This is a genomic window from Nocardiopsis sp. CNS-639 (assembly GCF_000381685.1).
GTDB lineage: Bacteria > Actinomycetota > Actinomycetes > Streptosporangiales > Streptosporangiaceae > Nocardiopsis > Nocardiopsis dassonvillei.
Genome location: NZ_KB906854.1, coordinates 222000 through 242301, shown reverse-complemented (window position 1 = coordinate 242301; position 20302 = coordinate 222000). Strand labels below are relative to the sequence as shown.

At 70.1% G+C, this 20302-nt stretch carries 20 protein-coding genes; 5 read left to right on the top strand and 15 right to left on the bottom strand.

What is annotated here, in order from left to right; genetic code table 11:
* Window positions 1-3: 3 nt before the first annotated feature.
* The 9 genes from G011_RS0100960 to G011_RS0100905 form a co-directional block, all read right to left on the bottom strand.
* Window positions 4-180, bottom strand: a complete 177-nt coding sequence (locus G011_RS0100960) for an AlpA family transcriptional regulator (protein ID WP_019606815.1) — start codon at window positions 178-180, stop codon at window positions 4-6.
* Entirely contained in the window at window positions 177-1586 is a 1410-nt protein-coding gene (locus tag G011_RS0100955) for a replication initiator (protein WP_019606814.1), read from the bottom strand. Before G011_RS0100955 ends, G011_RS0100960 begins: the two co-directional genes overlap by 4 nt.
* An 86-nt stretch (window positions 1587-1672) precedes the next feature.
* A complete protein-coding gene (locus G011_RS0100950) occupies window positions 1673-1852 on the bottom strand; it encodes a hypothetical protein (RefSeq protein WP_019606813.1) in 180 nt (59 codons plus the stop codon).
* 157 nt (window positions 1853-2009) lie between these two features.
* Window positions 2010-2420, bottom strand: coding sequence for a DUF3307 domain-containing protein (locus G011_RS0100945; RefSeq protein WP_019606812.1), 411 nt, complete (start codon window positions 2418-2420; stop codon window positions 2010-2012).
* Window positions 2421-2896: 476 nt separating this feature from the next.
* A complete protein-coding gene (locus G011_RS0100930; RefSeq protein ID WP_019606809.1) occupies window positions 2897-3028 on the bottom strand; it encodes a hypothetical protein in 132 nt (43 codons plus the stop codon).
* Window positions 3029-3040: 12 nt separating this feature from the next.
* On the bottom strand, window positions 3041-3748 hold the full coding sequence (locus tag G011_RS0100925) for a DUF2637 domain-containing protein (RefSeq protein ID WP_019606808.1): 708 nt from the start codon (window positions 3746-3748) through the stop codon (window positions 3041-3043).
* Between the two features lie 119 nt (window positions 3749-3867).
* Entirely contained in the window at window positions 3868-5211 is a 1344-nt protein-coding gene (locus tag G011_RS0100915) for an FtsK/SpoIIIE domain-containing protein (protein WP_019606806.1), read from the bottom strand.
* Window positions 5212-5352 carry a hypothetical protein gene (locus G011_RS31560; protein ID WP_019606805.1) on the bottom strand — a complete coding sequence of 47 codons (141 nt, stop codon included), beginning with the start codon at window positions 5350-5352 and terminating at the stop codon, window positions 5212-5214.
* 119 nt (window positions 5353-5471) lie between these two features.
* Entirely contained in the window at window positions 5472-5804 is a 333-nt protein-coding gene (locus G011_RS0100905) for a hypothetical protein (protein WP_026337893.1), read from the bottom strand.
* A 188-nt stretch (window positions 5805-5992) separates the two neighbouring features.
* Here G011_RS0100905 and G011_RS0100900 point away from each other — a divergent pair, with 188 nt between their 5' ends.
* On the top strand, window positions 5993-6760 hold the full coding sequence (locus tag G011_RS0100900) for a GntR family transcriptional regulator (protein ID WP_019606803.1): 768 nt from the start codon (window positions 5993-5995) through the stop codon (window positions 6758-6760).
* Between the two features lie 1193 nt (window positions 6761-7953).
* On the top strand, window positions 7954-8754 hold the full coding sequence (locus tag G011_RS31555; RefSeq protein WP_155979695.1) for a hypothetical protein: 801 nt from the start codon (window positions 7954-7956) through the stop codon (window positions 8752-8754).
* Window positions 8755-9265: 511 nt separating this feature from the next.
* Here G011_RS31555 and G011_RS0100895 read toward each other — a convergent pair.
* Window positions 9266-10684: a sodium:alanine symporter family protein gene (locus G011_RS0100895; RefSeq protein WP_019606802.1), complete on the bottom strand. Its 1419-nt coding sequence runs from the start codon at window positions 10682-10684 to the stop codon at window positions 9266-9268.
* A 503-nt stretch (window positions 10685-11187) separates the two neighbouring features.
* Window positions 11188-11442, bottom strand: a complete 255-nt coding sequence (locus G011_RS0100890) for a DUF6457 domain-containing protein (protein ID WP_013151639.1) — start codon at window positions 11440-11442, stop codon at window positions 11188-11190.
* 458 nt (window positions 11443-11900) lie between these two features.
* Here G011_RS0100890 and G011_RS0100885 point away from each other — a divergent pair, with 458 nt between their 5' ends.
* Window positions 11901-13040 carry a glycosyltransferase family 1 protein gene (locus tag G011_RS0100885; RefSeq protein ID WP_231391355.1) on the top strand — a complete coding sequence of 380 codons (1140 nt, stop codon included), beginning with the start codon at window positions 11901-11903 and terminating at the stop codon, window positions 13038-13040.
* Between the two features lie 221 nt (window positions 13041-13261).
* Here the strand turns inward: G011_RS0100885 and G011_RS0100880 are convergent, their stop codons facing one another.
* A complete protein-coding gene (locus G011_RS0100880) occupies window positions 13262-14590 on the bottom strand; it encodes a pyridoxal phosphate-dependent aminotransferase (protein WP_019606800.1) in 1329 nt (442 codons plus the stop codon).
* Between the two features lie 146 nt (window positions 14591-14736).
* On the opposite strand from G011_RS0100880, the gene G011_RS0100875 reads away from it, so the two are divergent.
* Complete coding sequence (locus G011_RS0100875; RefSeq protein WP_019606799.1) at window positions 14737-15675, top strand: LysR family transcriptional regulator; 939 nt, start codon at window positions 14737-14739, stop codon at window positions 15673-15675.
* A 263-nt stretch (window positions 15676-15938) separates the two neighbouring features.
* Here the strand turns inward: G011_RS0100875 and G011_RS0100870 are convergent, their stop codons facing one another.
* From G011_RS0100870 to G011_RS0100860, 3 genes are all read right to left on the bottom strand, one after another.
* Window positions 15939-16247 carry a hypothetical protein gene (locus G011_RS0100870; protein ID WP_013151635.1) on the bottom strand — a complete coding sequence of 103 codons (309 nt, stop codon included), beginning with the start codon at window positions 16245-16247 and terminating at the stop codon, window positions 15939-15941.
* 107 nt (window positions 16248-16354) lie between these two features.
* Window positions 16355-17554, bottom strand: a complete 1200-nt coding sequence (locus G011_RS0100865) for a glycosyltransferase (protein ID WP_019606798.1) — start codon at window positions 17552-17554, stop codon at window positions 16355-16357.
* A gap of 13 nt (window positions 17555-17567) precedes the next feature.
* Entirely contained in the window at window positions 17568-18437 is an 870-nt protein-coding gene (locus G011_RS0100860) for a DMT family transporter (RefSeq protein ID WP_174547016.1), read from the bottom strand.
* Between the two features lie 284 nt (window positions 18438-18721).
* Between G011_RS0100860 and G011_RS0100855 the strand changes: the two genes are divergently transcribed.
* A complete protein-coding gene (locus tag G011_RS0100855) occupies window positions 18722-20302 on the top strand; it encodes a beta-N-acetylhexosaminidase (RefSeq protein WP_019606796.1) in 1581 nt (526 codons plus the stop codon).

The window sequence follows — 20302 nt, the reverse complement described above, 5'->3', positions numbered from 1 at the left end:
GCCTCAGTCCTGTTCCAGGACCCAGGCGCGGACCTCGGTCGGTTCGTAGCGGACGTGGCGGCCGACCCGGTGGGACGGGGGGCCGGTGCGCAGGTACCGCCACTGGTAGAGGGTCTTGGCCGGGACGCCGAGGTAAGCCGCGGTTTCGTCCAGGGTCCACAGCCGCTCAAGGGTCTTCACCGGTCCACCTCCGCGTCTTCGGCGGAGCGGCCCATCCCTGCGACCAAGGACGCCAGCGCCCACTCTCCCGGGGTGAGGCCCTGCCCGAGGTAGTGCCAGTTGCCCAGGGTCAGCGTGGAGCCCTCTTCGTCCTGGACCACGAGCGAGGTGAAGGTCTCGGCATCCCAGGGGCGCCCGGCCGCGTAGTCGGCCCGCACCTGACGCAGCTTGCCCAGGGTGGTGGAGTAGCGGCGCGACTTGGTGGAGAAGTGGCCCCGGAAGCCGAGCATGTGCGCCCACTGGCGCAGCTTGAGGTCTTCGAGCTGGGGGTACAGGCGGGTGTTGCCCAGACGCCAGCAGGTGTAGATGAGCTTGCCCGCGTGCGCGCGCACCTGGGTCATGTCCACGTGGTCGATGTCGTGGATACGCCGGTCCAGGGTGCCGGTGTCCTCAGCGGCCTTGGTGGCGTACTTGGCGATGTACCCGGCCACGGCCGTGTCCGTCAGCGCCTGGTCGGGGCCGAAGTCCTCGATGGGGCGCACGTCCACCTGCTCACCCCACGCCAGGGTCCAGGTGCGGCCGTTGATCTCGGGGGAGGTGAGCGAGACCGTGCGGGCGGCCGAGTCCACGGCCGCGGTGAGCATGTCCATGCTGGCCCACACCGGAGGCGGCGGCCAGCCGGTGGGGTCTTTGGTGTAGCCGTCCAGCCGGATCACGGCGTGAAAGTGCACCGCGCCCCGGGACTGGAACTCGGCGACCTTGGCGTAGGAGATGCGCACCCGCTTGGCGAAGGCCGTACGCGAGAGCCCGGCAGCCGAGGCGAGGTGGTTGCGCAGGTACAGGGTGAAGCGCCGCCACAGCTCCCCGGTGTGGGCGTGCCAGAGCACGTGACCGATGTAGTCGTAGCGGGTCGGGTCCAGGGGTTGGCCGATGCGGGGGTCGTCAGCGCGGTGGTGCTTGAAGCAGGTCGCGCCGGTACGGCGGGGGTGGCACACCCGGGTACGGCCGTCCTTGCCGGGGCCGCGGTGGACCGCGCCGAAGGAGGGAGCGGTCAGGGTGACGAAGGCCCGGGGGTGCACGCCGACCGAGGTCGGCACGCCCTTGTCCCCACCGACGATTCCGGCCTTGACCAGGTGGTAGGTGTCGGCCCGGTACTCCTCCGAGCAGGAGGGGCAGCGCGAGGCCCGCCGGTTCTTGCACCGCACCAGCAGTTCGTTGGCTGGTTCGTTGCTGGTCGAGTAGCGCGAGAGCAGTTCCCCGGTGGAGGCGTCCACACGGGTGGTCTCACCGGTCAGGCGCACGGGGCAGGCGCAGCCGCGCAGGGCACGGGCGCGGGTGATCCACCGGTCGAGGTGGTTCTCGTCCAGGGCGGTGATGCGGGCCAGGGCGGGGCCCAGGAGTCCGCCGACGTGTTCGGGTTCGGGCATGGCGAAGAGGCCTTTCGTGGATAGGTGAGGCCCCGGCGCGGCTGGTGTTGTGGAAGCAGGGCCGTCGCCGGGGCCAGGAGAAGGGGTTACAGGCGTGCGGGTGTGATGTCGAGGTAGAGCCGCACGCGGGGGTTGGACCGGTTCGGGTAGGGGCCCGAGCGCCGGGTGATACTCACCCCGGGCAGGGCCGCGATCTGGTCTGCGAACGCCGCGACCTCGCAGGCGTCCCCGTCCAGACGGACCCCGATCATGCGTGCGCGGGTCATGAGCGGCACCCCCACTTCTTCAGGGTGCGGCGCTCGTCCAGGAAGGCATTGGTGGACTGCGCCGGTACCCAGGTGTTCGAGCAGTCCCCGCACGAGGAGCCAAGGTATTCACCGCGGCTGTGGTCCTTGACGTTGCTGCTCTGGCAGCGCGGGCACGTCACCGGGCGTCCTGGGGTCCGCTGGTGGCGATGAGCGCGGAGGCGAACAGGGCCGCGTGGTGCATGGCCTGGTCCACGTGCGGAGCGCCCCCGGCCTCGTAGAAGCCCCTGGAGCCGGTACGGGTCATCCACCAGCGCACCGGCCAACGGCGGTCGATCACCGAGTGCGTCACCCAGGACACCGCGACTCCCGCGGCGAGCCGGGCCGGGGAGAGCCGCAGCCCCAAGGCGCGGGAAGTGAGGCCGATGGCGGCGAGCTGGGCCAGGTGGTAGCTGGCCACGTGCGCCTGGTTCGCGGTCCAGGACTCCATCTTGTGCTGGGCCTGGTGGTCGTTCTGGAGCAGGTAGTCACCCACGTGGTGCGCGGCCGTCATCGCGGCGAACACGGCGGGGAAGGCGTGAGATGTCATAGGCTGATCGAGCCCCTTTCGTTCCTTGCATTCGCGTGTTGGGTTCGTTGGGTAGGTGAACCGGGGTGCGGCGGGTGTGTGGAAGCAGCGCCGCACCCCGGACTTGTGCGATCTAGGACCGGTTCGGGCAGCTGTAGCAGCGCTCAGGAACGGTGCCGAGCGGACCGCTGTAGCTGACCGACGAACCGCAGTGGCGGCAGGTCTCGGTGCGCCTCATCGGGTCGGCCTCCCCACGGTCAGCTTGTCGGTGTCGCCCTTGGTCGGCTTCTCCCAGCAGTTCACGGTGATCTCCTTCGTTCGGTCTCGCGTGTTGGGTTGGTTGGTCAGGTGAAGCAGGTGGCGGGTCGGCGGGTGTGTGGAAGCAGGCCGCCCACCAGGTCAGGTCGAGGTGTGACCCAGGCCCGAGCACCCGGTGCAGGTGTGGCCCTCGCTGGTGATGCCGTGGCCGTAGCAGTTCGAGCACAGGTGGCTGTCGGTCACAGCGTCACCTTCCCGGTTCCCTTGCAGGTGGGGCAGGTGCTGTACCTGCGAATCAGGAGCCCGATCTTCTGAACGAGCACACGCTTGGTGCCGGAGCAGGCCAGGCACATCACGGTCTTGGTCTTCATGGCGTTGGCCTTTCAGGTCGTGATCTGGTCTCGCAGGGTCGCGGCCACCGTTTCGGAGACCCCCAGACGGGAGCGCAGCGCGGTCACGGTGATCTCCCGGCCGTGGGTGACGCGGTAGTCCTGCGCCAGTTGGGCGGCGTAGGAGGCCAGCGGATGCCCCTGTTCGACCGCGGCCGGGGCCGGTTGCGGAGCCGGGGCCACCGGGGTCGGCGGGGGTTCAGGCGCAGGAGCCGGGGCGGTTTCGGTGTGCTGCCAGTGCACCTCGGTGACCCGGAACTCCTCACGCTCGGAGGAGGCGGCCGATTCAGCGGACACGGACTCCGGTTCGTCCTGCTGCTGGGCCCCGTGAGCGGCGCGGCGTTCCAACATCGAGACCGCGACCAGGAACGCGGCGGCCGGAACGGCGGCCATGATCCAGCCCCACACCGTGGGTTGGGCCGTGGCCAGGTTCGCGGCCAAGGTCAGCACCACCGCGCCGACCAGGACCACGGTCGGCCAGGTCACCCCGTCCTTGACGCCCCGGGCAGCGTCACGCTGGCGTTCCCGGGCGGCCATGACGCAGGTCAGGTCGATGGAGACCGCCACGGCCCAGGCCATCCACCCGTGCTGTCCGGACTTCTCGGCCAGGTCGCGGATGTGGGTGAAGGAGCCCGCGGCTGCGATTCCGGCCAGGACCAGGATCGGAGCCCAGTCCGCCGACAGCGACGCCAGACGCTTCACTGCTCACCACCCCCTCTCGATCTCGCGGTAGTGGTCCTCACACACCCACTCGTTAGTGCTGGCGGTCTTGGTGTACGCGGGGTTGCAGCACCGCGAGCACCAGTAGGAGAGGCCCATGTTCAGGTCAGCTCCTCTTCGAGGCGGCCCCAGTCGATGCCGTCGGTCGAAGCGGTGGTGTTCTCGGCGGCGTGACCCTCACCCGCGACGAGCACGTCCCAGGCCGGGGCCATGTGGGCGAACTCGGCGGAGGCCTCTTCAGCCATCTGTTCCGTGGTCAGGTCCGACCGGCCCCGGTACCAGCGCCCGTCCGCTCCCACGGTCACGGCGACCCCGGGCATCTCGGCGGGGATCTTCAGCGCGGCCGACAGCGAGTCCGGGGCCAGATCACCGAGCGCCATCTTCGCGGTCTCCCCGTCGTTGACCCGGTGGCAGATCCGCCCGGTGATCTGCGAACGCAGCGCCGTCACACCCGGACCCAGGTCGGAGCCGACCCGCTGTCCGGCCACGACCAGGTACAGACCGAAGGCGCGGCCGAGCTGGGCGTTGCGCAGCAGCAGAGTCGAGGTGCGCGCGATCTCGTCCTTCTCGGACTTGTCCGTCATCAGGTAGAGTTCCGCGACCTCATCGACCACGGTCACCACCGGCGTGGGCCTCACCTGTGCGGGGAGCTGCCAGATGTTGCGCACCCCCGCCTCACGGCACAGCGTCATGCGGTCGGTGAGCATGGTCATCAGGTCATCGAGCAGCCCCGCGCACTCAGTGCGGGTCGTGGCCAGCTTGGACATACGCCGGGCGTAGGGAGTCAGTTCCACCCCGCCCTTGAGGTCCAGCCCGGCCAGCGCCACCGGCTGCGGTGCGAGTTGGTACACCAGGGCGTTGATGTCGGTGTACTTGCCCGACTGGGTGGCGCCCATGATCAGCCAGTGCGGCACCGCGCGGAAGTCGATGATCCACGGGTCACCGGTCTCCAGCGTGCCCATGCGAACCTTGAGCAACTCCCAATCCGCAGCGAGCGGTCCGGCGTTGGTCACCGTGCCCAGCGGGTCGCGTCGGGAGGCGGCCAGCTCCACCCATCCGGGGCCGGAGGTGCGCAGCCGGACCGAGTCCACCCGCCAGGCGTGCGCGAGCCGGGTCAGGGCCTGGGCGTAGTCGTCGGGGGTCTGCCCGTCGTGCAGCCGGGCCCGGACCCGGAACCCGAACGGGGTGGGGCGGAACCGGTACAGGCGCGGCTTCTTCTCCACGCTCACCCGCTGGATACCGCCCTTGACCTTGGTCTTGCGGCGGGTGTGCGACAGGCCGCATCCCTGCGCCACGTGCTCCCAGGTCAAGTGGACCCGCAGCGCGGAGCCGACCAGGCCGGGGCCATAGGACCAGGTGGTAGGTGACCAGTGGTGCCAGGCGGCGGCCGAGAGCGGCACCGCGGCGGCGGCCGGAGGCACCGCCCACAGGATCTCGGGGAACATCTAGTCCTCCCCCCACATCGTCTTCATCGCGGAGTTCACAGCGTCCGGCGCGTAGCCGGACAGGTACGCCAGCAGGTCTCGGAGTTCTTCAGGGGTGCGCTCGTTCGGCTTCAAGCGCTCCCACACGTCCTTGGAGTCCATCGGTGGTCCTTCCTCTTAGGAGGTCTCGCCCTTGCCGTGGCAGGTCGGGCACAGGGTGAGGTGGTAACCGGGCATGTGCCGGACCTCCCCGGTGCCCGCACACACCGAGCAAGCGGGCATTACTCGGCGGCCCTGCGCAGGTCCAGGGGCGCGATCGAGGAGGCCGAGAACGCCACACCGTGGCGGCCATTGGTCTCCCACGGGATCGCCGTCAGGCCCTGCACGGCCAGTGGGGTGCCCAGACGGGCGGTGATGGCCTGGGTGGCCGGGAAGCTGACCAGCAGCGTCTCGGCGTCGTTGTCCTCCACCTGCGCGAGCACCTTGAGCTGCCACACGGGGGAGCCGTCGGCGTTGTACTTGATCTCGCCGGTCTGGCGGTCCTTGACCTTGGGGCGCGGGGAACCGGCCGCGATGAAGACCATCTGGGACGTGTCCACGGGAATGTTTCGCATAGCGCCATCCTTGTAGCTAGTGGCTAGTTCCTAGTTGCTAGGAACAAGCTTGACAGTACAGCCCTAGTTACTAGGAGGCAAGCCGACATGGCGAAAGCTAACTCGAAGGTAAGAAGCACCTGTCTTGAAAACGGACACTTTGCCCGCCCTGTAGGGTGGTCCTCCGAGCTAGGGGGAAGGAGCTAGGTATGAGCTTGGAGACACCGCGTCACCGATACCAGCAGGTCGCAGACCACATCCGCGCAGCCATCGGGAGCGGGGAGTACCGACCCGGGTCGAAGCTGCCGAGCCAACCAAAGCTTGCCGAAGAGTTCGGCATCACCCAGCGCACTGTAGGCAACGCAATCGCGGTGCTTCGCCGAGAAGGGCTGGTTCGCGTCGTGGACAACGTCGGAGCATACGTACGTGAGGTCCCGCCCATCCCCCGGTTCGCCAACAAGCGCTACACCACATCCAGCCGAGAGGCGGATGGGGCCCGTGGCGCCTTCGACAGCGAGCTTCGTGAGCGTGGCCACGAGACCACGACGTCCTTGGTCCAGCACGGCCGCGTTGAAGCCCCCGAGCACGCGGCTCGGGCGCTCGGGCTTGAGGAAGGCGCACCGGTTGCCATCCGTAAGCGGCACATGCTCGCAGACGAAACACCCGTGCAGGTGGCGACTTCTTACATCCCGTGGGATCTCGCGGAGGGCACAGCGATCCTCGAAGAGGACACTGGCCCGGGTGGTACGTACTCACGGCTGGCCGAGAAGGGGCATGGTCCTGCCCGCTTCACCGAAGCCATCAGGATTCGTACCGTCACTCCGGACGAAGCGGACTTCCTCAAGTCCGACCCTGAGCAGCAGGTGTTCGAGATCCTTCACACGGCGTGGGACGAGAACGACCGGGCGGTAGAGATCTGTGTTCACGTCATGCCCACTTACCAGTGGGAACTCCACTACGAGTGGCCTGCCAACTAGACAGCATGACAAGAGCCCGGCCACCGCAAGGTGAGCCGGGTTTCTTCATGCCCGGAGCCGGGTGATGAGAAGTTTCCTTACGTCTTCAAGCCCGCACCTGCGGTGCGGGGCAGCCTTCGGCTGAGCTGGGTGCTCGGGTGGGGGACGCGGTCAGGAGGACGGGTGGCCGGGCGCGTTGCTGGCGGCTGCGGCCCCGCGGTCGCCACGGCGAGAACATTGCCTCCGGCGGGGACTCCGGGCTCCAGGAAGCGGGGGTAGCTGCGCACGGTGCAGGTCTGCTGTGGTGGTGCGCCCCTCTCCCCTTTCACCCGTCGTCCAGTCAAGGACCTACCACACCACCCAGGGGCCACAAGGTCGTTCGGACAGTGGGGCGCTCCACCTTGTGGCCCCTGGGTGGCGCGGTTGCGCTGCGCGTGGACGAAGGGTGACGGGAAGAGGGGCGGGGCGGGAGCGTGGTGGAGGAAGAGGGGGCAGGGGGTGGGCCTGGTTCCTTTGCTGGTTCGACCCAGACGGGTCGAAGCGCGAAGCGGATGAGGCAGGCCCGGCCGGATGTGCGGAGAGCGAAGCGCTCAACGAGGTGCGGGGGCCGGCGGCGAGGGTGGTGTTCGAGGGAGACGAGGGCGCGGGGTGAAGGCGGTCGTTCTCCTCGAAAGGGCGAGTGCGAGCGTGTTGATGTACCGAGCAACCAAGAGTGCGCAAGCGCGGTTGCTGGACACCCTGACGGGTGTCCGGCGGTAGGCGCGCCGCGTCCGCGCTCGCCTGCGTCCCGCGCGGCGCGTCCTCGCGCGCCCCGCCGTACCCAAGGAGATCGGGCACGGCGTTCGTCACGGGGTGAGCGAACCAAGGGCAGCAAGCAGTCCAGGGGACACAGGCCAGCAGGCGTCAGGCTCCAGACAACCAGGCCAGGTCAGTCACCAGGGAGCCAGGCAGCACACGGAAGGTGGGACCTCAGGGAAGCGCAGAAGGCAGAGAAGAGGGGGAGGCGGGAAACTAGAGGTGAGAGGTGCAGGAAGGCACCTAGGAGCATGAGGCTTCAAAAGGTGCGATGACAAACCAGAGGGTTTTCTATCTTCTGGCCGGGGAGGCGGGCGGGCCTGCGATCTTGTTGAAACCGTTCACTTAGGCTCTCTTCCTGTGGCATCCTAGTGTTGGATCGCTTTCCTCCTTTGGTGAATTGAAAAAAGGATGCTTCAATGACGCGGAAAAAGAAAATGCCTCTCAGGGGAAGTTTTTCTTCTGCGCTCACTTCAAAGAAAGAGACGGTTGATGCAATTCGTGATTTCATCAATAATACGGAGGACGCCTGGATCTCCTACAAGAAGCCCCCGTTCGATTGGTCAACTGGGGAGCATGTAAAAGAAACGGATTTTCTCCTGGGGCGCAGCGAGTGGCTCTCTGATTCAGAATCTCAGCTGGAGGAGGCCGTGCGTTCCAAGAGCTTTCTGGTGGTCTGTAGGTATCCAGATGGCGGGCTGCTCTCTGTGGATTTTTCCAATAGGTCCTGGGAGGTGATAGACAGGAGTCAAGCGGTTGACTCTGAAATATTGGAGTTGAAGAATAAGCTCAAGGGGGCCGTTGTCTCGAAGTTTCTGTCTGCGGGATGGGGTGTCACGCTCCTTGCGGGCTACTTCACCTTCGCTTTTGCTGTTTTATCTCTGGATCTCTTTGTTGGTCTTATTGTCGACCAAGAGGTCAGGAGGGGCTTCTTTTTTGGAGAGGGAGATGTGACGCCTCCTGTGACGTTTCCCGAAGATTTAACTCGGCGCGCAATATTCCTTGTTACACCCTTTTTAATGCTTGCGGGAGTGCTGGTTTTTGCTTTGCGTTTCATGTCGGGAGGGCTGAGGGTATGGCCAGAAAAAATAAATCGCGATCTTTTCCATAGCATGGGCTACAAGGTGAAAAGAGATTTCATTCCTTCCAGTGCTAACAATTTCTGGGTAGCAATTCTTGCCGCTTTGGCCGGTATGATTGTAACTAAATTGTTCTTGTGATTATGTGGTGTGCAGGAACTCGTTTGAAGCTTTATCCAAACGAAGATCTGACGTGGGTCGCCTCCCCGAGGTATCTCCATGCTTGGTGGTGCTGCCCGTGTTTGCTCTGTGCTTGCTCGAAGGTTGGGGAGCACCGAGGAACAGCGAGAAGCCGCGAGACCTGTCATCGCAGGTGACGCGGCTTCTGGGGGTATCGGTCGAGGTCAGCAGATCGGGGGCAGTGGAATCCAACCTTCTGTCGGCAGGGTCCGAGCGAGGGCCCCGAGAGGGCGCACATCCGGCGCACACGGGGGCGGGCAGAGCCGAGAAACAGCGAGAACCGGCGAGCAGGCGAAAGCCCAGCTCACCGGTTCAACGAACCGAAGGCCCCTGGTAGGCCACTCCCCCGGTTCACTTCCACGCCTGGTGGTAGCAGCGGCGTCCGGAGGAGGGAACGCCGAGGGGGGGACCGGCTCCGCGCCGGTCCCCCCTCCTCGTTCCGCCCTCTGCTGGAGGCGCGGCCCCTACCGGGTCAGACCTTGGTCACGTCCTCCATGACCTTGTCCGGGTCCCTCCAGTCGGGGTGGGCGAAGAACTTGCGCGTCTCAGCCACGATGACCGGGGACAGCAGCAGGAGCCCGATGAGGTTGGGCAGGGCCATCAGGCCGTTGGCGATGTCGCTGAACAGCCAGACCGAGTCCAGGCTGGCGACCGAGCCCACGTAGATGACGGCGATGAACACCAGGCGGTAGGGCAGGACCAGGCGGCGTCCGCCCAGGAACACCATGCAGCGCTCGCCGTAGTAGGACCACCCGAGCAGGGTGGTGAAGGCGAACACGGCCACCGCGACGGCCACGATGACGGCGCCGGCCGGGGCGAGCGCGGGGCTGATCGCCCCCAGGCCCTCGGAGACCGCGTTGCTGGTCATCAGGGAGCCGTCCGCCTCGCCGTCGTCCCAGACGCCGGTGGTGATGATGACCAGGCAGGTCATGGTGACCACGATGATGGTGTCGATGAAGGTCTGGGTCATCGAGACCATGGCCTGGCGGACCGGCTGCTTGGTCTTGGCCGCGGCGGCGGCGATGGCCCCGGTGCCCAGGCCCGACTCGTTGGAGAAGATGCCGCGGGCGAAGCCCAGCTGGATGGCGAGCATGACGCTCGCACCGGCGAAGCCGCCCGTGGCCGCGGTGCCGGTGAAGGCGTCGGTCACCACGAGCTGGAGCGCGGGGAGGATCGCGGCCCAGTTGACGGCCAGGATGACCAGGCAGATGCCCACGTAGCCGACGATCATGATCGGCACGAGGCCGGAGGCGACGCGGCCGATGCTCTTGATGCCGCCGAGGATGACGGCGCCCGCCAGCACCACGAGCGCCAGGCCCACCATCCACGGCTCCAGCGGCGTGATGCTGGTGATCTGCTGCGAGACGGCGTTGGCCTGGGTGCCGTTGCCGATGCCGAAGGCGGCGATGGCGCCGAAGACCGCGAAGGCCACGCCCAGGGTGGTTCCCAGGCCGCCGGGGATCCCGTACTTGAGGTAGTACATCGGGCCGCCGCTCTGTTCGCCCTTGGCGTCGGTGCGGCGGAACTTCACGCCAAGGAGGGCCTCGCTGTACTTGGTGGCCATACCGAGGAAGCCGACGACCCACATCCAGAACAGCGCGCCGGGGCCGCCGACGCCGATGGCGAGCGCGGCGCCGGCGATGTTGCCGACGCCGACGGTGGCGGCCAGGGCCGTGCTCAGCGCCTGGTAGTGGGAGATGTCGCCCTCGACGGAGTCATCCTCCTTGCGCCGGACGATGGCGAGCCACAGCGCGTGCGGCAGGCGGAAGAGCTGGAGCAACCGGAGGCGGACGGTGAGGAACAGGCCGACACCGAACAGCAGCGGAATGAGGACGAAGGGCCCCCAGATGATGCTGCTGGCGAGGCTCGCCATTTCGAGCAGTTGGTCCACAGGGGATCTCCCTATCGGTGAGTGTGTGGGGACGAAGGCCGCCGGTACCGAAGTACGGGGGATCCGACGCCCTCGCGATCGCTTCGGCACTGGTGGAGGCCCGCGATATCGGCAAAGAATCGCATCGACGCGTAACGAACACATCACATGTGTTCCACATGCCTGTTTCTTCGGGAACTTCCGGTTCCATTTCCGCGTACCGCGCGGGTGGGGCGGTGTCCTCCGGAGGCCTCCGCGCTGGTCGGGGACTGGAGCCGGGGCTCCGCCCGGACGGCGGCGCACCCGACGGCACCGGTGACCGGTGCGGCCCGCACGCGACACGGCCCGGAGCGGAACGGCGTTCCGGCGCGACCGGTACGGGCCGGTACGACCTCGGCGGGCTCCGGGCGCCGTGTTCCCCGCGAACGCGGCCGGGACGGCCCGGACGGACGCGGCCGGGGCGGACGAGAAAGCCCGTCAGCACGGACGGGGCGGCCCCGACCGGCATGGACCGCGACGGGGTCCTAGGCGCGGTCCTCCTCGTCGGCCTGGGCCAGGGCGAGCCTGCTGAGGGCCGCCGCGGCCTCGTCGGGGTCCGCGCCCTGACCCACCGCCACGCCCAGGAGGTAGGTGGTGAGGGGCGCGGCGGGCCGGGCCACGGAGTGGGCGGCGTCCCGGGCGAGGTCGAGCACCCGGTCGACGTCCTCCTTGCGGAGCGGTTCGGTGCCGGTCAGGCCCAGTTCGCTTCGGACTGCTTCGGCCCATTCCACGAGGGTCACCGCATGACTCCTTAGAGCAATATATTGGCTACATTCAGCAATCATATCCACCGGGGGGTCACCCGGTGGACACACGGGCACACGGGCACGGTCACCGACCGCTCGGACTGCCCACGCCTGGTCTTCGGGCGGGGTTCCCCCGCACCCAAACCGAGGTTCATCCCACGAGCCTAGCGTCGGAGACAGCCGTCCCCGGCGTAGGCAGCCGTCCCCCGGCGTTGGGAGCCACCCGCATGTCCCCGACCGACCGTACGTCTCCGGCCACGCGCATGTCCCCGGCCGCTCACCCGTCCCCGGCCACACGTGTACCCTCCGTGCCTTCGGCCGCTCCCCGAACGGCGGCCGACCACGCGTCCGCTCGCGTTCCCGATGCCGGTCACCGGACTCCGGCCGCCCACACGCCCGCGCTCGACCGCGTGCTCCCGGCCGACGCCCGGAGTCCGCTGAGGGTGGCGATCGTGACGGAGTCCTTCCTCCCCCAGGTCAACGGGGTGACCAACTCCGTGTGCCGGGTCGCCGACCTGCTGGCCGCGCGCGGCCACGAGGCCCTGGTGCTGGCCCCCGGGCCCGGCCCCTCCTCCTACGCGGGTTTCCCGGTGGTCCGGCTCCCCTCCGTGCCCCTGCCGTTCTACCGCGACTTCTCCGTGGGGCTGCCCGCGCGGCGCGTGATGACCGCGGCGATCCGCGCCTTCGCCCCCGACGTGCTGCACCTGGCCTCGCCCGCCCTGCTCGGGGCGGCGGCCGTGGAGACCGCGCGGCGGTGGGCGCTGCCGACCGTGGCGGTGTTCCAGACCGACCTCCCCGGCTTCGCCGGGCGCTACCGCCTGCCCGGCGGGGACGCCCTGTGGTCGCTGCTGCGGCGCACGCACGCCGCGGTGGACCGCACGCTGGCGCCCTCCTCGGCCACCATGGAGGCGCTGTCCGCGCGGGGGTTCCCCCGCCTGGACCTGTGGCGCCGCGGGGTCGACGCCCAGCGCTTCTCCCCCGCGCACCGCGACGAGGAACTGCGGCGCGGGCTCGCTCCCAACGGGGAGACGATCGTGGGCTACGTGGGGCGGCTGGCCAGGGACAAGCGGGTGGAGATGCTCGAACACGTGTCCCGCCTGCGCGGGATCAGGCTGGTCGTGGTGGGGGACGGCCCCGAGCGTGCGCGCCTGCGCAGGCGCCTGCCCGACGCGGTGTTCACCGGGCAGCGCACCGGCGGCGACCTGTCGCGCCTGTACGCGTCCATGGACGTGTTCGTGCACACCGGGGCGGACGAGACGTTCTGCCAGGCCGTCCAGGAGGCGCTGGCCTCGGGGGTGCCGGTGGTGGCCCCCGCCTCGGGCGGGCCGCTGGACCTGGTGGTGCCCGAACACAACGGACTGCTGTACGCCCCGGACTCGGTGCGCGAACTGCGGGTGGCGGTGGGACGGCTGGCCCACAACCGCCAGGTGCGGGAGCGGATGGCGCGGGGCGCACGGCCCTCGGTGGAGCACCGTACGTGGGAGGCGGTCGGTGAGCAGCTGCTCGACCACTATCGGGCGGTGATCGCCTCCAGCGCGGAACTGGCCGCACGCGAGGCGGGGGTGGAAGGCGCACCGTCGGGTCCGAGGTGAGCGCCGGGGCGGCGGCGCCCACGCGGTGACCGTACCGGACCCTCGGCGCCGGGGCGCGAACGTGCCGCCGGAGCGGGGGCGGTGTGCCGCGGAGGGACCGCGCCATCCCGCCGCACGGAGCCGGACAGGGATCCGGCCTCCCCCGGAAGGAGCGGCCGGGGGAGGCCGGATGACGGTGCGTCCGCCCCGCCCCCTTACAACGGGGCGGACGCGGGGAGCGGTCAGCTGACCGCCTGTGGTTCGGCGGACCGGGGCAGGACGGCCCCGGCGTCGGCGCCCGTGGGGAGCAGCGTGCCCAGGACCTCGTCGAGGCGGTCCAGGTGCGCGCGGATCCAGGGCAGCGCCAGCGGGTCCGTGGCGGCGAGGGCGGCGTAGCGGCGTTCCTCGGTGTCGCCGTAGAGCAGGCTGGTGGCGACCCGCATGCGCAGGGCCTCCGTGCCCTCCCCGAACTCCGCGGCGGGGAGCACGCCCATCCCGAAGCGGTCCAGCAGCAGCCCGGTCAGGTCCGGGCCGGTGGCCACACCGTGGAGGGCGGCCAACCGTTCCCGGACCGGCTCGAAGTCGGGGTAGAGGTAGAAGGCCGCCCGGGGTGCGGCCACGGTCGCGCCCGCGCGGACGAAGGCCCCGGTGACCGCTCCGGCGACGATGCCGTGCAGACGGCGGCTGCGGTCGACGTGGTCGAGGAGTTCGGCGGGTTCGGTGAAGGCGTGCGCCGCGGCCTCCTGGACGGGGGCGGCCGGGCTCGACCAGATCTCGCTGGCCACCCCGAGCAGCCCGCCGCGCAGGCGGTGGCCGATCTCGGAGTCGGGCAGGCGTACGACGCCGATGCGCCAGCCGCCCAGGGCCAGGTTCTTGCTCAGCCCGGTGGAGATGACGGTGCGCTCGGGCGCGTACTCGGCGGGGCTGTGCACCTCGGCGGGCTCCTCGCCGGGGGCCGCGGGGTGGAGGAGGTCGCGGTAGATCTCGTCGGAGATGACGATCAGGTCGAGTTCGCGGGCCACCTCGCACAGGCGCCGGACGGTGTCGGCGCCGGCCACGGTGCCGGTCGGGTTGTCGGGAACGGTGACGATGACGGCGTTGACCGTGCGCCCCTGCTCGCGGGCGGCGGTGACGGCGGCGTGCAGCAGGTCCGGCTGGGGTACGCCCCCCTCACCGGTGGCGGTGGGGACCATGACGGGCCGCTGCCCCACCAGGCGGCTCTGCGCGGCGTAGCTGACCCAGCTGGGCGCGGCGATCGCGGTGTCGCCGCCGATCTCCAGCAGGAGGCTGTACAGGAGCGGCTTGCTGCCGGGCCCGGCGATGACCAGCCCGGGGTCGGTGGGCAGCCCGCGGCGCTCCCAGTACCCGGCGGCGGCCTCGCGCAGGGCCGCGGACCCGGCGACGGGCCCGTAGGCGTTGGCGCCGTTCCCCGCGGTGAGCCGGTCGCGCATGACGGGGTGGACCGGGAGTCCGGCCTCGCCGAAGCCCAGGGGGAGCACGCGGACTCCCTGGCGGCGCTTCTCGGCGAGCGCTTCGTTGACGGCGAGGGTCGCGGACACAGTGACGGTCATCGAGGACTCATCTCCGGTTTGTCGTGAATGCGGGTGATGCGTGGACTGCCGCTCCACCTGGGAAGACGGCCCGTCACCCCACACACTGCCCAGGTTCGGGCATCAGTACAAGCGCGTCTTTTCGATGCTGAGCGTAAGCTTTCCTTATGCTCGATCTGCGTCGCCTGCACGTCCTCCGCGAGTTCAGCGTCCGGGGGACCATCACCGCCACCGCCGCCGCCCTCGGTTACACGCCCTCGGCCGTGTCCCAGCAACTGGCCACCCTGGAGCGGGAGACGGGCGTCGCGCTGCTGGACCGCTCCGCGCGGGGCGCCGAGCTCACGGACGCCGGACGGCTGCTGGTGACCCAGGCCGAGGACATCCTGGCGCTGGTGGAGGCGACCGAGTCGGTGCTCGCCGAGCAGTCCGACCTGGCGCTGGGCGTGGTCACCGTCACGGCGTTCCCGACCGCCGCCGTGGCGTTCGCGCCCCTGTTGGTGCCGCCGCTGCGCCGGCACGAGGGGATGCAGCTGCTGCTGCGCCAGACCCTGCTGGCGACGGGGACCCAGCAGGTGCGCTCACGGGAGGTGGACATCGCCCTGGTCGACGACTGGTCCGGACAGCACCCCGGGCACGGGCCGGAGGGCGGCCTGCGGCACATCAACCTGATGCGCGACCCGATGGTGCTGGCGGTGCCCCGGGGGCACGCGCTGGCCGATCCCTCGACGCCGGTGGTGCTGGAGGGACTGCTGAACGAGTCGTGGATCGTGACGCCCGAGAGCGAGCGTTCGCGCTACGGAACGGACCGGCTCCTGTCCGAGGTGGGCGGGCTGCCCTCCGCGACCTGGGAGTTCGAGGGGCTGGGAACGGTGCTGAGCCTGGTCTCGCGCGGGATCGGGATCGCCGCGGTTCCGGCCCTGGCGATGGTGGGGGCCCCGGCGGGGCTCGTCTACCGGAAGCTGCCCGCGTCCGCGCCCGAGCGGCACGTGTACGCGGTGGTGCGGTCGGTGGCGGCGAGGCGGCCGGCGGTGCAGGTGACGTTGGCGGCGTTGAGGGACGCCGCGCAGCAGGTGAACAGGGAGATCGCCGGGATCATGGTGGCCTGACCATCGGTGCCGGACCGCCCCGTACCGTCGCGACCGGGTCCTGCGTCAGCACGCGCTCCACGGGTGTCCGGCCGCTGGCGCCGGCCCCGCCGACCCCCGTCGGTCCGTGCTCCGCGGGCACGAGGCCGGACCCGCCGAGGGCCCGGTTCCCTTCGGCGGGGCACGACGGTCCCTTCCGGCCCCGGTGCGAACCCTCCGGGAGGGGCCGCCGTGGAACGACGCGTGGCCCGAACCCCCCGGGGTCGGACCACGTTCGTCGTCGTTCACTCTTTCTCCCTGCCGCGTGTCCGGTCGATCCGGCGGCGCAGTCTGCGGCAGACGTGGAGTGCCCGGTCACGGTCGTCGCGGGCGTTCCACCATCGGGCGTAGGCTTCCAGTCTTCTTTTGCGCAGTGCCTCCAGCTCGGCCTCCATCCGGTTCACCCGGTGCTCCAGGTCGATGCGCTCGCGTTCGAACACCGACATGTCGCGCTCGTGGAACCCCGCCTCCCGCTCGGCGCTGACGAGCCGATCGGTGAGGCCCTCGGTGGGGTTGCCCCGGCCGGTCTGTGCACTGATCCCTTCGAACCACACAACATCTTGTGTATCCCGCACGGGGACAACATCACCGGTCGCTACGCAAAGAATACGGAAAGTGGTAGAAGAATCGAAACATCAACCAAACGGCTCTTTCGGACACCTCAGGCGGCGACCAGCCTCTCCACCCGCGCGGGAGCCGTGCCCCGCAGACGGGTGTAGACCTCCTCGAACCGCTCCAGGGACCGGTGGTGGTCGTGCCGCCGCGCGAGCTCACGGCTGGCCGCGCCCAGCGCGCGCCGACGGGGGCCGAGCACGAGGAGCAGCCGGTCCGCCAGGCGCACGGGGTCGCCCGGCGGGAAGAGGAACCCGTTGCGCCCCTCCTCCACCAGGTGCGGCAGCGCCATCGCGTCCGCGGCGACCACCGGCAGACCGGTGGACATCGCCTCCAGGGTGGCGATGCTCTGCAACTCGGCCACACCCGCGATGGCGAAGGCGTCCCCCGCCGCGTAGACCAGGGGCAGGTCCTCGTCCGGGACGAACCCCAGGAAGAACACCCGGTCCGCCACCCCCAGCTCCGCGGCCAGCGCGCGCAGCTCCTCCTCGCGCTGACCGGTCCCGGCCAGGGCCAACTGGGCGTCGTGTTCGGGAACGATCCGCGCGAGTGCCCGGATGGTGTCGTCGATCCTCTTCTCCGCGTCCAGCCTGCCCACGAACACGATCGTGTCCCGGTCGGGCAGACCGAACCGGCGCCGCGCCGCGGCGGGGTCCTCGTGGGGGCGGAACCGCTCCAGGTCGATCCCGCACGAGATGGCCTCGACCTCCCGCGTGAACCCCTTCTCCCGCAGGAGCCGGGCCGCCCGCGGGGTCGGCGTGGTCACGTGGTCTGCCTCCCCCGCCACCCGGACCATGTCCCTCCAGGCCAGGAGGCCCGCGAGTTCCTGCATCGGCGCGGGGATCCGGGCGTGCGCGTACAAGTTGTCCGGCATGAAGTGGTTGGTGAGCACGACGGGGACGCCTGCGGCACGGCCCCTGCGCATCGCCGAGCGGCTGAGCGGGAAGTGGCTCTGCGCGTGCACGACGTCGGGGCCCAGGCGCTCGATGACCCTGGCGATGTGCCCGCCCATCCCCAGCGGGACGGCGGCGCGCATGAAGGGGATGGGGGCCGAGCGCAGGCGGTGCTCGGTCACCGCGCCGTTGACCGTGACGTGGGGTTCGCCCCGCTCGGAGGGGCACACCACGTGGACCCGGTGCCCCCGCCCGGCCAGCCCCTCGGCCAGGCGGTGGGTGAAGTATCCGGCCCCGTTGACGTCGGGGGGATAGGTGTCGCTGGCGATCAGGGCGCGCAGCGGGCGTTCGGCCATGGTGGTTCTCTCCTCAGCGTTCGGTGTCGGCGGCGACGACCTCGGGGTTGCGGTGGCGCGCCTGGGCGAGGGCGATGGTCCCGGCGACGGCGAGGCAGGCGAAGACCAGCGCGCCGATCTGGGCGGGAAGGGTCCGCGGCGCGCCCTCGCCCAGGAGGAGGGCGCCGATGGCCACGCCGACCACGGGGTCGGTGATCAGGAGGGTCGCGTAGGCGGCGGTGAAGTGCCCGGTGCGGTAGGCGTTCTGCATCAGGAGGGCGCCGAAGACCGCCGCGGCCACCGCGAGCGGGGTCAGCCAGCTGATCAGGCTGGTCCAGTCCCCGACGGCGTTGGCGGCCAGGACGCGGGCCAGGCCGGACGTGGTGCCCATGGCCGCCCCGCCCGCCAGGGCGAGCAGGAGGGCCCGGGCCCCGTTGTTCATCCGGTGCGCCGTGAAGTGGACGACGGCTCCCGCGCCGAGGACGACCCCGGTGAGCGCCAGCGCCGTGCCGGTGCTCATGACGGGGCTGTCGGCGGTGTGCGGGAACAGGGAGATCACCCCGGTGAGGCCCACCATGACGGCGATTCCGGCGATGATCTGGGAGGGACTGACCCGGCGGCGGTTGAACAGGGCCGACAGCACGATGGCGAACAGCAGGCCGGTCACGCCGATCGGCTGGATGATGGTCAGCGGTGCGCCGCTGAGGGCCAGCAGGTGCAGTCCCGCGCCGAGGACGGCGGCCAAGCTGCCGATCATCCAGCGGGGCTGCCGCAGCAGGTGCAGCAGGAACCCCGCCTTCGCCACCCGGCCGCCGGGGGCGCGGACGGCGTCGCGCTCCTGGAGGGCGGAACCCAGCGCCAGGGTGAACGCCCCGGCCACGGCGATGAGGATCGGCACCAGCATCAGCGCCACCGCCCCACGGGTGTCCCCCGTCTCCTGAACATCGCCGAACCCCCTGTGTCCCGCCGTCTCGGCAACGGTACGGACGGGCCCCGCGTCACGGCGATAACGCCAGCCCCCCATCCGTCGTGGTGGTAACCCCACCACGTCCGCACCTACCCGGTCCCGGTTTCGGTACCACGTCGTCTCGGGGTACGGGTGACCGTTTGTCCGTGGGGGGTGTGCCCGGGAGGAGCCACGTGACACTATGGCCGGTATTGGTCTAGACCGGATAGGAGCGGTTCACCGTGCCCGATACTTCCCCCTCCCTCGTCCCCCGCCCCCACACCTCGACTCCGGGAGACGCCGGGGGCCTCACGCTGACCGCCTCGACCAGGGTGTCCGCCGACCCCGACGCCCGGGGCACGCTCGCGTGGCTCCAGCGTGAACTCGGGGCGGCCACCGGCCTCCCCCTGGCCACCGGTGACGAGGCCAGCGCGCAGATCCGGCTGAGCGTGGACCCCGAGGCGGGCCTGGGCCGCGAGGGCTACCGGCTGATCGTGGACGCCGAGGGAGCCATCATCGTGGGCAACGACCCCGCCGGGGTGTTCTACGGTGCGCAGACCCTGCGGCAGCTGCTGCCCGCCGACGCCTACCGGGACGCCCCGCTGGGCGGCGCCGAGTGGGCCCTGCCCGCCGTGAGCGTCACCGACGCGCCGCGTTTCCGCTGGCGGGGCGTGATGCTGGACGTGGCCCGCCACTTCGTGCCCAAGCGCGAGGTACTGCGGTTCATCGACCTGCTGGCCATGCACAAGCTCAACGTCCTGCACCTGCACCTGACCGACGACCAGGGGTGGCGCGTGGAGATCCGCCGCTACCCGAAGCTGACCGAGGTGGGCTCCTGGCGGACCCGGAGCCAGGTGGGCGCCGCGAAGCCGCCGGTGTTCGACGAGCGCCCGCACGGCGGCTTCTTCACCCAGGACGACATCCGCGAGATCGTCGCCTACGCCGACGCCCGGCACGTGGCCGTCGTCCCCGAGATCGACGTGCCCGGCCACTCTCAGGCCGCCATCCACGCCTACCCCGAGCTGGGCGAGTGCGGACGGATCCCGGTCGGCGACCAGTGGGGCGTCTTCGAGGAGGTGCTCGCGGTCACCGACAACGTCCTGGAGTTCTACCGCAACGTCCTGGACGAGCTGATCGAGCTGTTCCCGAGCACGTACGTGCACGTGGGCGGCGACGAGTGCCCCAAGACCCAGTGGCGGGCGAGCGCGTCCGCGCAGCGGCGGATCAAGGAGGAGGGGCTGGCCGACGAGGACGAGTTGCAGAGCTGGTTCATCCGCCAGCTGGACGAGCACCTGACCTCGCGCGGCCGCCGCCTGGTCGGCTGGGACGAGATCCTGGAGGGAGGGCTCGCGCCGGGGGCGACCGTGATGTCGTGGCGCGGCGAGGAGGGGGGTGTCGCGGCCGCGCGGGCCGGTCACGACGTGGTCATGAGCCCCACCCGCACCTCCTACCTGGACTACCGGCAGTCGGAGTCCGGGGACGAGCCCGTCCCGGTGGGCACGCTGCTGCGGACCGAGGACGTGTACCTGGCCGAGCCGGTTCCCCCGGGGCTGACCGAGCAGGAGGCCCGGCACGTGCTGGGCGCGCAGGTGAACGTGTGGACCGAGCACATCGACTCGCCGCGCAGGCTGGACTACATGGTCTTCCCCAGGCTGTCGGCCTTCTCCGAGCAGGTGTGGTCGTCCGGTGAGCGCGACTACGCCGAGTTCGAGCCCCGGCTGAGGCGGCACCTGGAGCGGCTCGACGCGGCCGGGGTGGAGTACCGGCCGCTGGACGGGCCGCGCCCGTGGCACACCCGCCCGGGGGTGGTGGGCTGGGGGTGA